Genomic DNA, 14,692 nt, shown 5'->3' with positions numbered 1-14,692 from the left:
AAAGTAAAAATCTCCTATATCGATATAATTTAACTTGAAAGGAGTAAGAAATGAAATTTAAGTTATTTATTAATCCAAACAGTCAAGAAACCGTCGAAGCTACCGTCCATCGAAAAAGTGATTTTTCCACTCAATTAGAGCACTTCGTTTTATCAAATGGCAATTCAAATATGATACCTGCTTATGATGATAAAGATTTAATTATGCTTAACTTAGACAATATTATGATGTTTACAATTATTGAAAATAAAGTTTTTGCTATCTGCAATAATAAGCAATACCACATCAGAAAAAGACTCTATCAAATAGAAGATATCCTTCCTACTAGTTTTTGGCGTATCAATAAATCTACTATTATAAATCGCTTTTATATCGATGAATTTAAAGAAACAAAAACTTCTGGGGTAAATGTCATTATGAAAAATGGATTAAGCGACTATGTTTCAAGACGTTGTTTTTCTAGGATTAGGAAGGAACTGAATTAAAATGAAAGATTTTATCAAAAATTTTATTAAAAGCGGCCTAAAAGCTGCAGGGTTTGGTCCCTTAATTCTCGTGATTTTTTATTACATTTATTCTTTTACCATTAACTTCCATACTATTTCGATTCAAAACGTAAATAAAAATATTCTTTCAAGTCTATTATTGGCCTTTATCGCTGGCGGTATTAGTGCAGTCTTTAAAGTTGAAAAAATCTCTCTTGGACTTGCAACTATGATTGATGCGATCGTAATTTACGTTGACTATCTTCTCTTTTATGTCTTTAACAATTGGATTGAGTTACAAATCATTCCATTCCTAGTTTTTACTGCACTGTATATCATCGGATACTTAATTATTTGGCTCTGTATCTATCATCAAGTAAAAATCCAGGTAAAGCAGTTAAATCATAAATTATAAAAAGAAGCAGATCACTACCATAATTAACGGTAATGATCTTCTTTTTATCCTTCAGCCTTTTGGATTTGATCATGCATATCAGCAATATCCAAATCTTTGCTCAAAAATTCCTGATTTTCCATTGGCAAATGTTGCTCAATAGTAGTAAACGGCTGTAAATAAACAGTTGCTTCTTTTATCTTAAAGTCTAATAAGTGTCCACCAATTGATTTATTATCTGCTAAGAAATGCAAATGGTATCCAGCTGCTGCCATCCCCTGAAACATTTTCGGTGCAAAGTAGCCTATAACTGTACCAGAAACGTCAGTAGATTCAAAAACGGCTTGTTCATCTGCCACTTGCAATAATGTCTTGTAAGGTCTTGTCTGCTTTTCAACTACTCTTGTTTTAACAGTTGAAAAAGTTCCCACAATTCTAACTGCGAAAAAGACATTTTTATAAGGATAATCAACTAGAATTTTATCTTCTAATTCTTTTTGAGTTAAGTTCTCGACCTTAAAACTATCTTTTATCTCTTCAAAATGAACTGTCGCAAATGGGACCTTTTCTTCCGGTTTTAAAATTCTAACTTCACCATTGCTTTGAGCTAAGTACGGTACATGGTTCAGCAAAATCATTTCACCATCAAGGCCGCTAGCCGTTCCAATTCCCCAGTCACCATGCTTTAAAAGATCAGCGACTGTCATTGTGCCTTCAAACAATCCTGGCACCAGCATCCCCAAAGTACCATGTTGATAAACCTTGCTTTCATATTTTGCCATAATTTTTCTACCTTCCATTAATGCAGTTGGTCCTCTAAGATTGTCTTTCCTAATTCTTGATTAAAACTGTAATCAACCGGTATATCAACAACAGTTGGACCATTTTCCTTAAAGGCCTTATCCAAAATCTTATCTAAGTCAGCCGCCTTCTCTACACGGTAGCCCTTAGCACCAAAGCTTTCTGCATATTTAACAAAGTCTATAGGACCAAATTTAACAGCTGCTGAGTCGCCATACTTTAATTCTTCCTGGAATTTAACCATGTCATAGTTTCCATCATTCCAGATAATATGGACAATATTTAAACCTAGTCGAACAGCAGTCTCTAAATCTTGTGAGGAGAACATGAAGCCCCCATCTCCAGAAACAGAAACAATTTTTGTATTTGGTCTTACCAAAGCTGCTGCGACTGCCCAAGGAAGAGCCACTCCCAGTGTTTGCATTCCATTACTAAAGAGCAAATGACGTGGTTCATAACTTCTGAAGTGCCGTGCCATCCAAATGTAAAAACTACCCACATCTACTGTTACCGTCATCTCATCAGTAACTCGGTCTTGCAGAGCTTGGATAATACTCAAGGGATGACTCTTCACTTGATCCTTAGTAACAGCTGGTGGTGTATCACGTTTTTGCAAAGTTTTACGTAATGAATCAAGATACTCTTTAGATTCATTTGGCATTGAATAGCCCTTCATATATGGCAAGAGGAAGTCTAAAGTTTGAGAAATATCTCCAACTAGTTCTCGCTCAGGCTGATAATTTTTATCAATTTCTGCCCGCATAGAATCAATTACAACAATATTTGCGCTTCGATCAGAATTCCAGTTTCGAGGCTCATATTCAATTGGATCATAACCAATTGCAATAACCAGATCACTCCTTTTAAGCAATTGATCCCCTGGTTGGTTTCTAAACAAACCTACACGACCAAAGAAATCATCCTCTAATTCACGTGGGATAATTCCAGCACCTTGAAAAGTTTCAACTACAGGTAAATGAGTTTCCGCAATTAAACGTCTGATAGCTCTGGTAGTTTCTGGATCAGATGCCCGCATTCCTAACAAAAGTACAGGAAGCTTTGCAGCTTTAATACGCTGTGAAAGTAAAGTTGATTCAATCGGACTAGCTGGTCCTAACTTTGGCGGCTCAAGTGGTGCAATCACGCTCGTCTTTACTTCTGCATCAGTTACATCTTGTGGAACAGAAACAAAACTTGCTCCTTGCTTAGATGCTTCTGCTTCTTGATACGCGTTAGCAATTACCTCCGAGATATTCTCAGGTTCTTGAACTTCTGCACTATATTTAGTAATAGGTGCAAATAAAGCTGCATTTTTCATGCTTTGGTGAGTTAAACGCAAAAGATCAGTTCTTTGCACTTGACCAGAAATAGCTAGTACTGGATCACCTTCTGCTGTAGCAGTTACTAAGCCAGTTGCTAAATTTGATGCACCTGGACCGGAAGTAGTAAGGACAACACCCGGTTTTCCCGTAATCCTTCCTACTCCAGCCGCCATGAAGGCCGCATTTTGTTCGTGCCGCGTTAATACAAATTTAGGCGTACGTGGGTCTTTAGAATGTTCAAGTAATTCAAATACTCGATCAATTTTAGCACCTGGAATTCCAAAGACAAATTTAACATCATGATTAATTAAGCTATCAACAATTGCATTTGCACCGTAATATTTTTCTTCTGCCACAGCAATCTTCCTTCTTCCAATATAGGTTGTACATCTACTTACAAATTAAAAGTATACTTACAAACCGCCATACTTTCAAGTAAATATAATTATAGAAAACTTCAAATCAAATACTTCTAATATACATATATCACAAATCCATTCTATAATAGAACTTGAATAAAAATAAATTTAGGCGAGGAATAGACATGGTCAGTATCTTAAATAATCAAACTAGTAATGAAGAGTTCTTAGAATTTGCGACTAATGAAGTTCACAATGTTGATGTTGCCACCACACATCATGGTGCACCTTCTGCTCAAGTCTGTGATCTAGTTTTGAATAAAAATGGTAAGCTCTACATTGTTACCTCTAGTCAAAATCCATTCTTTCAAGATTTAATCCATCAGCCCAAGGTAATTATTAATGGGTATAAAGGAGATGGCACGATGGATTCATGTGGATTTTCAATCCGGGGAATAATTAAAAATGTCGAACATGAATATATTGACGAGATTTTTAAAAAAAATGATTATTTAAATGAAATATATGCAGATGATATTGAAGGGGCAAAAGAAGATCTGCGGGTTTTAGAAATTACACCAAAAGAAGCAGCCTACTTAGATCATCGTACTCACCCTATTTTTACAAGAAAATTCGAATTTTAATTAATCATTTTTTCCACATAACTAAATAAGTAAATAAAAATGGATAGGTTTCTTTTCCCCTATCCATTTTTTAATATGGTTTAGTTTGCTAATTTAATTCTTTTATCGGCAACTTGTTCAATAAAATACTGGTCATGGTCAATTAAAAGCATTGCTGGCTTTATTTCTTGTAGTAAATTAATCAATTGATCTTGATTAAAGACATCTAGATAGTTTGCTGGTTCATCCCATAAATACAAATCTGTCGGCTCAAGTAGTGATTTAGCTAAAGCAATTCTTTTCTGTTGTCCCATACTCATCTCTTCAATTGGCACATTAAAGTTAGTACGAGGAAAGCCCATCTTTTTTAAAATATTAAGAAGATCTTTATAAGATAATTTTTGATGAAGCGCGAAATTCTTTAAACTCCCTTTATGTATTGTGAAATTTTGTGGTAAATACGAAATCCTTAACCCATTAGCTAGCTGATATTTTCCGCTACTGTTTACTGGGGCTTTATTCAATAAGAATTTAAAAAAAGTGGATTTTCCAGAACCATTTTTACCTTCAAGTGCAACAATGCCATGATTTTTTACTATCAAATTCAAATTAGAAAATAGATGTTTATCTCCTACCTTCAGACCTAAATCTCTAGTTTCAAGAAGAGTGGAATGATAATTAGCTTGAAAGTTCATCGTTAATTTTGGTATATCTTCAATATTAACCATCAATCCTTCTTTTTCTTCAATCTTTTTATCCATTCTATTTCTACGTGTAATAGATTTCTTCATCATTTTGGCAGCTGCATGTCCAATCGCAGCCTTATTTACTCTAGCTCTACGGTTAAGAATATATTGTGTTTTTTGTCCCAAATTTTTTCTAGCTTCTATTTTTTGTGCCCAATGATAAAATTGTTCTTTTTGATTATGTAAGTTTTTAATTTCGCCAGCTAGTTTTTCATTTTTTTCACGATTGAATTCATCACGTGCTTCTTTTATTTGTTCATATGTTGCATAATTTCCTTGATATAAATGAATTTCAGTATTTTCGATTGCTAGCACATGATCAGTTACTTGATTTAAAAAATTACGATCATGACTTACAACAATATATCCTTTATGATGTTTAGTTAAATATTTACCGATTTTCTGACGACTTTCTTCATCTAAATGATTTGTAGGTTCATCAATGAGAGGAAAAGAATTTTGATCAATAAATGATAAAGCTAATAAAATTTTGGTCTGTTCTCCGCCGCTTAAAGTATTAAATGGCTGCCAGATTAAACTTGAGTCAACATGCATTAAATTCAGCTCACGTTCTAGTTTCCATTGTTCAAACATAATTTGATCTTGTAATCCGTATAAAGTGATATTAGCTGGATCCTTAATCCTAATTGGATAATAAGAAAAATTCAATTTAGTTTGAATTTCACCTCTTCCAACTAATTTTCCCTGTAAAAGATTAAGAAAAGTCGTTTTCCCTCGTCCATTTCTACCAACTAATCCTAATTTCCAAGAGCTATCTAAGTCTAAATTTAAATTATTAAAAATATTGTTGCTGCTATCTTCATACCTAAATGATACATTCGAAATTTTAATGCTACTCATTCAAATCACCTCGAAAAAAGAGCCTGCACTTATGACAAGTACAGACTCTTCATGTTTTTACGTATTAAAAGAAGATCATGTCCGTCTAATAATCTTGTCAAAAGTGCATAGTTCATCCCTTTAATAAAAAACGAATAATTTCAACTATGCTTAGTTTTGCAAGATTAAAGACGCAACAGCGACCCTTCTTTCTAAAGGTGAATTTCAATTGATATGATTAAGATATCATGAAATCTAACCAAAATCAATCATAAATAGTTAATCTATATCTCAGCAACGCTATCTATTAGCCCACTATTCCTTGATAATTTTTATAATCCTATAAATAACGCCAATAAACAACAGGCTTCCACCGATGATCAAGAAACTGGTCCAATATACACTTAAATTCTGATGATATACATTCACTAGGATCAAAAATAGGAGTAAAACTAACATTCCAATTATAGATCTTATTTGTTTTTTCTTGTTAAGCCGGCAAAATGACCAGCAATATCAACTTACTTTTGAATTTGAGGCATATTCTTCTTATTTCCATTCTGAAGCATGTAGTAAATGATTGAAATATTTCCTAATGAATGACCTACCATATTGATTTTCTTAATACCATATTTCTTTTGAAGTGCTTTTACTACATTAGTCGCATAATCTCCATGCTTATTGAAATCAAGTTGACGATTATTTTCATAGTTTACTTCACAGACTGTGATTTTTAGCATTTTTAGGCCAAGTACCAACTAAAGTAACTTTCCCAGTTTTTGAAACTTCTGCTCGAATAACTGCCTTAGTTACGCCAGCTTTCTTGGCAGCATCAATCATATGCTCTTCTGCATGGTAGGAAGAACCTCCACCATGGAAAAATAAGGTTGGCGTTGAAGTAATTTGTATTTTTTATTGCTACCTTGATACCACTTAGTATTTTCAATATCTTTTGCACCGCGAATAAAAACTTGCTTATCACCTGTTACTTCCCAGACAGAGTTATCCTCTGCAAAATTTTCATGATCATCATTAATAAGGACGATTTTGCAATGTTTAAGTCTCTTTAAAAGCTACTAATTCTTCTTCGCTCCAGCTAGCCATTTTATTCTCCTTAATCACTAACTTTAATATATGACTTAATTGCTTTTCGATCAGCCATTTCCTGGTAAGCTTCATTAATTTGATCGAGAGTAAATGTTTTGGTAAATACTTTTCCAGGATTGATCCTACCATCTAAGACTGCTTTTAGTAAGACTTGCTTATCATAGGTAGTTACTGATGCTGGTCCACCAGCTACGCTCATATTTTTGTAAAAAATTAAACCTGGATTTAATTCAGCTCCATGAGGTAACCCTACACGTCCAACGCGAGATCCAGGGCGCCCAACTTGCAAAGCTTCCTCGTTAGATAGTTTACTTCCAACACATTCTAATACTGCATCAGCTCCGCCGCGAGTAATTGCAAGTAAGTTCTGAATTCCTTCTTCATCGCGTTCAGCTACATTCTCCGTTGCACCAAATTCACGTGCTAAAGCTTCGCGGTCTGCATGTCTACTAGTAGAAACAATTTGCTTTGCACCACGTAATTTAGCTGCAATGATTGCGGATAATCCTACTGCTCCATCACCTAGAACAATTACTGAATCTCCTGGTTGAACATCAGCTACACGAGCTGCATGGTATCCAGTTGCCATTACATCTGCTAAGGCTAAGAATGACTTTAACATTCCTTCAGTATAGTCCTCTGGTTTACCTGGAATTTTAACTAGTGCCCATTGCGCATGCTGGAAACGTACATATTCGGCTTGATAACCATTAGAGAAATTTTCACTTAAATCATGGCTCATACATACCCCGTCAAATCCAGCCAAGCATGCTCGGCAGTGGCCACAACCATGAGTAAATGGTGCAATTACAAAATCACCTTTTTTAACTGTAGTAATATCCTTACCAATCTCTTGGACGATTCCAATAACTTCATGACCGCCATTTTCATGACCTTGTTCTTCTACACCATTGTAAGCCCATAAGTCTGAGCCGCAAACGCAAGTCCGAACTACCTTAATAATTACATCATCATTTTTTTCAATTTTAGGCATTGGCTTATCAATAATTTTCATTTCGCCAGCTTTAACAAATTCTGCATATTTCATTATTCTTTCTCCTCAATTTTCTATTTAATACTTTTACCTAAGTTATAAGCTTTCTGAGCAAATTTTTCTAATTTTTGCTCATTCCATGAATCATCCGCATAAATTTGATCAATCATTTTCCAGCACATATAACTACTGAGCTTTTCCATCTGTAACTTCACGGCGTTCATATCTTCCCGAGTTCCATGGCCAGCCATCATAAAAATCATTTTTTATCTTTAAGTTCATGATTATAATCATAAAATCGATCTATAACTGCTTTTAATTGGGCATTAATACCAAAATAATAAAGTGAAGAAACTAACACAACTATGTCAGCAGCTAATAATTTGGGAATAATTTCTTTGAAGTCCAGCATCAAATCGATAAACTTCATTTTCAGCTTCTTCTATTCCTTTTTCAAAACTATCGGCTAATTTTTGAGAAGCACCGTCAAAGTGCGGACTTTCAGTTAAAATCACTATCTTTGCCATAAAGCTTTCTTTTTTCTTTAAGTTTTCATCAACGATTATACGGACCATATTTTTGCTTAAAAATTGATAATTTTTCATGCTAGGATAAATTAGATTTATAGCAACGAGGTTGAAAAATGATTGAAAACTACTTATTAGAAGAACTAGTAACTTTTGCCAAATACGGAACTGTTGCGAAAACCGCCTAAGTCCTTGGTTTAACTCAACCTGCAGTTACTCATTCATTGAAAAATTGCAGGATCAATGGAGTAAATATAATCAAATGTAAAAAAGCCGATTGCTTCTTCACTAAGCAATCGGCTTTTTATCATTATTTAAAAGAATAACTTACTCATAATAATCATGAAGATCATCAAGCAAGTAGAACTAATTGCAGCAGCCCCAAAGACGGTACCACCACGTTTGAAAATAACGCTGAAGTTAACTGAAATACCTAAAGCGGCCATTGCCATCCCCAAAAATACATATGCTGCTTGAACTAAGCCATCTAAAACTACTGGTGGGAATGGTAAGAAAGTACCTAAAATACTGGTTAAAATAAATCCGCCTAAGAACCAAGGAATTGGTAATTTCTTAGGTGCTTGCGTATGATCTTGCGCGCTTTCTTTTACCAGTCTTCTTTGGTACCAGTATCCAATTATTAAAGCAACTGGTGCTAAAAGTAAAACACGTGATAATTTCATAATTAATGCACTATCTAAACTTGCTTCACCAAAAGCACTACCAGCTGCAATAGCATGGGCAATTTCATGAAGAGATCCACCAGCAACAATACCAAATTGTGAAGCTGTTAACCCAAGCATTGGCTTAATCACAATCTCTAAGAGGGTAAATACTGTTCCCATCACACAAACTACGGCAACAGCAAGTACCTCGTTTTCTCTTTTACGTTCTTCATCTCTACTCTCAATTTGAGGGGAAACACCCATTACAGCAGCTGCTCCACAAATTCCGCAGCCACAAGCCGATAACACTGCTAGTTCATCTTCTGCCCCAAATTTTTTACTAAGCCAGTAAGTCAAAACAATCGTTCCACTTACCCCTAGCATTGCAACTAAAATTGTTTTAATACCAGCATCAGCTAATTTAGTAAGATTAAGTCTAAAACCAAGCAAGATAATTCCTAATCTCAAAAACTTATTAGAAATAAAACCAATCCCTGGTGCTGCTTCTTCTCTTACCCCAACTGGTAAAACCTGCAGTGAAATTCCTAATAAAAGTGCGATTACCAATGCACCAATTAAGTTGACATAAGGTAATTTTGCTAGAAAAATACCTGCCACGGAACAAATTAAAGTCATTGCAGCTGCAAGACCAAATGATCTACTCTTAACAATACTTATCAATAAAAATACCTCCAGTTTAATTACTTATTCACACCCAGGAAAATTTACAGAATAAGCAATCATATAGTGTTTTAAAGTGATTCTTTCTCGAAAGCAAAATTCTTATAGCACTAATAGTATCTAATCAAATAATCAAAGTAAAATAATATGCTCACAAAATCACAAATATTTTTATTGATATAAAAAGGATGAAAGTCTAAATTATACTTTCATCCTTCAATTTTGTGATGTTATTCATAAAGTCTTTCAAATCAATTACTGTCTCAAATGTTAAGAAAAACAATAAAGCTTTAATCCAAGAGCGACTAAGTAAAAAGAAAAAGCAAATTGCTAATGCTATAAGCCCTATTCCCACAAACAAAGCTAAGGCAGTTAACTTTGCTCCAAATAAATTAACGACCTCCTTAAAACTACTTGGCTCATTTTTAACTAATAAAGATAGGTCATGATATTGCTTACTAGTCCTTACTCGAAATGATAAAAAAGTAAATACGGTTCCGATAATAATTAAGCCGGCTCCAAGTAATTGAAATACAAGACGCAGTGGAGGCTGTCTAAACATTAAAATACCTCCAAGAATTAGCAAGATGTCCGCAAGCAAATTATAACGCAAACGTTTATTTTCTAATTTAGTAAAAATTAATTCATTCGAATTCATACTTCATATCCTTTAATATTCTTCTTTCTACCAGTATACTGGTTAAACTAAAAATGACCAAGAGCAATTTTAACTCTTGGTCCTCTACTTCACTTAACGTCCTTTATGAACTGTGTCATTTTCAACTGGAATTGGCTGGGCTTTAAGCTCAACTGCACCATACAAAATACCGATTAAACCGGCTATTACTAATAATTGGGACATATTCAGGACTCCTCTCTTGGAATCTTCCCCCAGTACTTATCTTACAGGCTTAAGTCTACTTTTCAAAACAAAAAGACTTGTGTTGCAGGTGTCAAAGAAAGCCAAATCCAATAAAAGGTCATCATAATTACCGCTAAATAAGACATAATAGTTAAAAAATTCTCAAAGCACCCTCCAACTTTATAATTAATTGGTAACTTTCTTTTTTTCTTATAAAAGGGTGCTAGCCACTCTACTCCTTGTTTACTAAAACTATCTTCAATTAAATGCAAAAAATAGCCAATTACCAACCCAAACCAAAGTGCACTCCAATAATTCTGAGAAGTTAAATTGTTGATATGAATAGGAATAAATTTATTCATCAAATAATATAGACCACCAGAAAAAATGGCCCAGCCAAGGAAAGAATGAGTAATCCCACGATGTTTAAGAAAAAGACTAAAATTGATCACTGCCTTCTTGCTTGCGGAACTGTTATATTCATCAATATCAGGTAAAGAAGCGCCAATCGCAGTCGCAGCCAGAATAATAATGTTGTTAACTGGATCGATCAATAGACGATTAGTTAATAATAAACTTAGTTCCACGATTGCAATACTGCAAATTCGATGTGACCTAGTTAGCACTTCTTTTCACCCTCTCTAGAACATATATTCTATTTTAACAAAATTCCCACTAGAATGGGAACTTGTATACGCCAAGGTATAAAAAAACTCTAGTACAAAACTAGAGTTTTTAAGTAATATCATTTTATAGTTTTACATAATTATTTTACTTTTAATTTAAAACTTCTTTTAATATCTTACTCAATTCTTCTACTTGCTGATTTTCTGGTTTAGCAATAAAGGCATATTCTTCAGTGAGTTGTTTTCCATCTCGCAACAAGAACAACTTTTGTACTTGGTCATCATCAATATGTATCGCTGTTTTTTCATTCATAATTAAGTAGCCAGATCCAGATTCAACCATTAAAACTGCTTCTCCTAAGGTTTCAACCGCAAGTAGATCACTATCAACTTGAAGAACATCTTTTAAATAATGGTATTCACTCTTTTCTTCCTCTATTCCGGCCACCATAATACAAGGTAAATTCTTTAAATCACTCACTTCAACAGTTTGTTGATATTTATTAAAATTACCTGCTTGCACTAGTGCTACTAAAGCAACTTCATCAACAGGATAATGAGCTAGTTGCTGATAGATAGTGTGTCTTGAATTAACTAACACTGCATCTAGCTCATTATTTTGAATTTTCTTTTCCACTTCATCATATGAAACAGGCTCTAAAATCACTTTTTCATTTTTATGTAAAGATTTCCATCTAATTGCTGCCTTTTCCAGCTCATGTCTACCTAAATTTTTCAAATACCCAATCTTCATTTTCTCACCTGTATACAAAATAAGACTTTGATCTTTCAACCAAAGTCTTAATTATCTTAATTACTTAGCTTTGTCATGAAATGCAATGGTAAAACCATTCTCCCAAACTTCATTTGGAGCAATATGATTCATTCCACGTTTATGTTCTAGTTGGCCATCACTGTCTAACGTATCTGCAATTCCCCACCAAGGTTCAATACAGATATAGTTACCTGCCTTAGGATACTGTGACCACAAACCCACAAATGGTGCATTTTCCATTTTGACATTAATATGGTAGTCACTCTTATCAGTTCTAATAGAAATTTTGTTAGGCTGCTTTAATTCAAAGACCCAGGCATCATCCTTAAACAATTTATCACTAATTTCAAACATTGAATCAGTCGCGAGCAAGGAACGATTTTCCCAGTCAAAGTATGGTGCCTTTAAAGGAATCTTCACGTGGTCCATTGAAGGATCAAACTTAAAGTAGTAATCATTCTTATTCAAACCATTATCAGTTGGTAAATTAAAGCCAGGGTGTCCCCCGATACCAAAGATCATTTCTTTAGTATCAGTATTAGTTACTGTAAAGTGTTCTTCCAGTAAATTATTCATTAAACTGTAAGATACTCTTAGTTCAAAATCAAATGGATACATTTTTTTAGTATCTTCATTAGAAGTTAGAAGAAAAACAATGTGCTTATCATCTTGTTCCTCAACAGTAAATTGTGCATCGCGAGCAAAACCATGTTGTCCCATATGATAAGTTTTACCATCATAAGTATATTGATCGTCCTTTAAACGTCCAACTACTGGGAACAAAATGGGAGCATGACGTCCCCAAATTTCGGGATCTGCCTGCCACATGTATTCTCGACCACTGTTTACATCTTTAACACTTTTAATTTCAGCACCCTTATCAGAAAGTGTTACTGTTAAAAAATTATTCTTTAATTGATAATCCATAATTTAACTTCTCTTTATCTACTAAAATTACAAAATAAATTTTGTTAAGTCTTTATTAATAATTATATCACTCAATTTTTGATCAACATACTTCTGAGTAATAGTGATTTCACCCATGTTCATGTCTGGACCTTCATAGAGAACATCCTCAAGTAACTTTTCCAAAATAGTTGCTAGACGACGTGCACCAATGTTGTCAGTTCCTTGATTTACTTCAAAAGCTATTTGAGCAATTCGATCAATTGCTTCTTGAGTAAAGACCAATTTAATACCATCAGCCTTAAGAAGTGCAATATATTGCTTCAAAAGTGAGTTTTGAGGATCCTTTAAGATCTTAACAAAGTCTTCTTGAGTCAAGGCATTTAATTCGACACGAATTGGAAAACGTCCTTGTAATTCTGGAATTAAATCACTTGGTTTACTTTCAGCAAAAGCACCAGCCGCAATAAATAGGATATGGTCAGTAGATACAGGACCATACTTAGTTGAAACAGTTGAACCTTCAACAATTGGTAAGATATCTCTTTGTACACCTTCACGAGAAACTTCACCAGAAGTCTTCTTGTTACCAGCAGTGATCTTGTCAATTTCGTCGATAAAGATAATACCATTTTGTTGAGTACGCTCAATTGCACGTTGATAGAGAGAATCGTAGTTAATTAACTTCTTTGACTCTTCTTGAATTAAAACTTCACGTGCATCTGATACTTTTAGCGTACGTTTAACAGTCTTCTTAGGCATTAAATCGCCCATCAAACTTGACATGTCAATTCCCATTTGGCCCATCATATCGCCCATGGGGTTTACTTTGGGAGCTTGTTCTACTTCGATGGTAACTTCACGATTCTCAAGTAATCCCTTATTAAGTTGATCAGCTACACTAAGGCGTTCATTACGAATATCATCAGTTACTTCTTCATTATCTTGAGGTTGATTCATGTTGAAGTTACCCGAAAGCATTTGCATCATTTGTTGCATCGAATTTTCACGATTTTCACGCTTAATTCCTGGCACAATTAATTTAACTAGACGATTATTAGCTTTCTTAGTAGCTTGCATTTTAACATGTTCAAATTGATCTTTTTCCTCCATTCGAACTGCTTCTTCAATTAAGTCACGGACCATTGATTCAACATCACGTCCAACATAACCAACTTCAGTAAACTTAGTTGCTTCAACCTTTACAAAAGGTGCGTCAACAATCTTAGCAAGTCGACGTGCAATTTCTGTCTTACCTACACCAGTAGGACCAGCCATTAACATGTTTTTTGGCGTAATATCTTGTTGCATTTGCTTTGGCAGTTGCAATCTACGATAACGGTTATACAATGCAACAGCAACAGACTTTTTAGCTTCGTTTTGGCCAATAATATATTTATCAAGTAATTTTACAATTTGTTTTGGAGTTTTTTCTTCAGTCAAAATATTTCACCTAGATTTCATCAGTAGTAATGTGGTCATCTGTAAACACATCAATTCCGGAAGCAATCTTAACAGCTTCTTTAGCAATTTCACTTGCGCTCATCCCATTACTGTGGCGAGTCATAGCAATTGCAGCTGCTTGGGCAAAGTTACCACCAGAGCCAATAGCCACCACGTCTTCATCTGGTTCAAGTACTTCACCATTACCAGAAATTAATAATAAGTCTTTATCATTAAAAGCAATTACCATAGCTTGTAATTTAGCTAAAGTTGGATCTTTACGCCAGCTTTGAGCCATTTCAACGGCAGCTCTACGTAAGTCACCTGAATAAGTTTCAAGCTTTCCTTCAAGCATATCTTGTAAGCTGACTGCATCGGCAACACCCCCAGCAAAGCCGATTACCACTTGATCATGATAAATTCTTCTAATCTTTTTAGCAGTTGCCTTAGCAATAACTTTTTCACCTAAGGTAACTTGACCATCACCAGCGATGGCTGTTTTATTGTTATATCTAACAGAACAAATTGTTGTCATA

Annotated in this window: 17 protein-coding genes and 1 pseudogene; 3 read left to right on the top strand and 15 right to left on the bottom strand. The window is 34.4% G+C overall.

The window, feature by feature from the left end; translation table 11 throughout:
- The first annotated feature begins 50 nt into the window (after window positions 1–50).
- A complete protein-coding gene (locus Q9R40_RS04485) occupies window positions 51–485 on the top strand; it encodes a LytTR family DNA-binding domain-containing protein (RefSeq protein WP_304676497.1) in 435 nt (144 codons plus the stop codon).
- A gap of 1 nt (window position 486) precedes the next feature.
- Window positions 487–900, top strand: a complete 414-nt coding sequence (locus tag Q9R40_RS04480) for a DUF3021 domain-containing protein (RefSeq protein WP_304676494.1) — start codon at window positions 487–489, stop codon at window positions 898–900.
- A gap of 44 nt (window positions 901–944) precedes the next feature.
- Here Q9R40_RS04480 and budA read toward each other — a convergent pair whose 3' ends face one another.
- Together budA and alsS are read right to left on the bottom strand one after the other, a co-directional pair.
- Window positions 945–1,661, bottom strand: coding sequence for an acetolactate decarboxylase (gene budA, locus Q9R40_RS04475; protein WP_304676492.1), 717 nt, complete (start codon window positions 1,659–1,661; stop codon window positions 945–947).
- Between the two features lie 17 nt (window positions 1,662–1,678).
- On the bottom strand, window positions 1,679–3,358 hold the full coding sequence (gene alsS / locus Q9R40_RS04470; RefSeq protein WP_304676490.1) for an acetolactate synthase AlsS: 1,680 nt from the start codon (window positions 3,356–3,358) through the stop codon (window positions 1,679–1,681).
- A gap of 188 nt (window positions 3,359–3,546) precedes the next feature.
- Between alsS and Q9R40_RS04465 the strand changes: the two genes are divergently transcribed.
- On the top strand, window positions 3,547–4,005 hold the full coding sequence (locus Q9R40_RS04465; protein ID WP_304676488.1) for a hypothetical protein: 459 nt from the start codon (window positions 3,547–3,549) through the stop codon (window positions 4,003–4,005).
- 80 nt (window positions 4,006–4,085) lie between these two features.
- Here Q9R40_RS04465 and abc-f read toward each other — a convergent pair whose 3' ends face one another.
- The 13 genes and pseudogenes from abc-f to hslV all read right to left on the bottom strand — a co-directional run bounded on the left by abc-f (window position 4,086) and on the right by hslV (window position 14,691).
- The gene (gene abc-f / locus Q9R40_RS04460) at window positions 4,086–5,591 is read right to left on the bottom strand and encodes a ribosomal protection-like ABC-F family protein (RefSeq protein ID WP_304676487.1); all 1,506 of its coding nucleotides are present in this window, start codon (window positions 5,589–5,591) and stop codon (window positions 4,086–4,088) included.
- Between the two features lie 503 nt (window positions 5,592–6,094).
- Window positions 6,095–6,479 (bottom strand): annotated as a pseudogene (locus tag Q9R40_RS04455) (alpha/beta hydrolase); the annotation flags it as partial.
- A gap of 205 nt (window positions 6,480–6,684) precedes the next feature.
- Window positions 6,685–7,725: an alcohol dehydrogenase catalytic domain-containing protein gene (locus Q9R40_RS04450; RefSeq protein ID WP_304676485.1), complete on the bottom strand. Its 1,041-nt coding sequence runs from the start codon at window positions 7,723–7,725 to the stop codon at window positions 6,685–6,687.
- 20 nt (window positions 7,726–7,745) lie between these two features.
- Window positions 7,746–7,934, bottom strand: a complete 189-nt coding sequence (locus Q9R40_RS09530; protein WP_370648925.1) for a hypothetical protein — start codon at window positions 7,932–7,934, stop codon at window positions 7,746–7,748.
- Window positions 7,931–8,083, bottom strand: coding sequence for a flavodoxin family protein (locus tag Q9R40_RS09525; protein ID WP_370648928.1), 153 nt, complete (start codon window positions 8,081–8,083; stop codon window positions 7,931–7,933). The genes Q9R40_RS09530 and Q9R40_RS09525 overlap by 4 nt, the downstream gene beginning before the upstream one ends.
- A complete protein-coding gene (locus tag Q9R40_RS09520) occupies window positions 8,040–8,246 on the bottom strand; it encodes a hypothetical protein (protein ID WP_370648930.1) in 207 nt (68 codons plus the stop codon). The genes Q9R40_RS09525 and Q9R40_RS09520 overlap by 44 nt, the downstream gene beginning before the upstream one ends.
- 266 nt (window positions 8,247–8,512) lie before the next feature.
- Window positions 8,513–9,499, bottom strand: coding sequence for a YeiH family protein (locus tag Q9R40_RS04440; protein WP_370648927.1), 987 nt, complete (start codon window positions 9,497–9,499; stop codon window positions 8,513–8,515).
- Window positions 9,500–9,740: 241 nt separating this feature from the next.
- Window positions 9,741–10,202 (bottom strand): hypothetical protein, encoded by a 462-nt coding sequence (locus tag Q9R40_RS04435; protein WP_370648924.1) that lies wholly within the window; start codon window positions 10,200–10,202, stop codon window positions 9,741–9,743.
- 266 nt (window positions 10,203–10,468) lie between these two features.
- The gene (locus tag Q9R40_RS04430; protein ID WP_304676480.1) at window positions 10,469–11,032 is read right to left on the bottom strand and encodes a metal-dependent hydrolase; all 564 of its coding nucleotides are present in this window, start codon (window positions 11,030–11,032) and stop codon (window positions 10,469–10,471) included.
- A 151-nt stretch (window positions 11,033–11,183) separates the two neighbouring features.
- Window positions 11,184–11,786 (bottom strand): hypothetical protein, encoded by a 603-nt coding sequence (locus Q9R40_RS04425; protein ID WP_304676479.1) that lies wholly within the window; start codon window positions 11,784–11,786, stop codon window positions 11,184–11,186.
- 60 nt (window positions 11,787–11,846) lie between these two features.
- Window positions 11,847–12,734 carry an aldose 1-epimerase family protein gene (locus tag Q9R40_RS04420; RefSeq protein WP_304676477.1) on the bottom strand — a complete coding sequence of 296 codons (888 nt, stop codon included), beginning with the start codon at window positions 12,732–12,734 and terminating at the stop codon, window positions 11,847–11,849.
- A gap of 27 nt (window positions 12,735–12,761) precedes the next feature.
- On the bottom strand, window positions 12,762–14,156 hold the full coding sequence (gene hslU, locus Q9R40_RS04415) for an ATP-dependent protease ATPase subunit HslU (protein ID WP_304676475.1): 1,395 nt from the start codon (window positions 14,154–14,156) through the stop codon (window positions 12,762–12,764).
- 10 nt (window positions 14,157–14,166) lie between these two features.
- Window positions 14,167–14,691 (bottom strand): ATP-dependent protease subunit HslV, encoded by a 525-nt coding sequence (hslV, locus tag Q9R40_RS04410; RefSeq protein WP_004894572.1) that lies wholly within the window; start codon window positions 14,689–14,691, stop codon window positions 14,167–14,169.
- Window position 14,692: the final 1 nt, after the last annotated feature.

It is taken from the genome of uncultured Lactobacillus sp. (assembly GCF_948948975.1).
In the GTDB taxonomy this organism is placed as follows: Bacteria; Bacillota; Bacilli; order Lactobacillales; family Lactobacillaceae; genus Lactobacillus.
The sequence above is the reverse complement of the archived record's forward strand: the minus strand, read 5'-3'. Positions and strand labels throughout refer to the sequence as shown.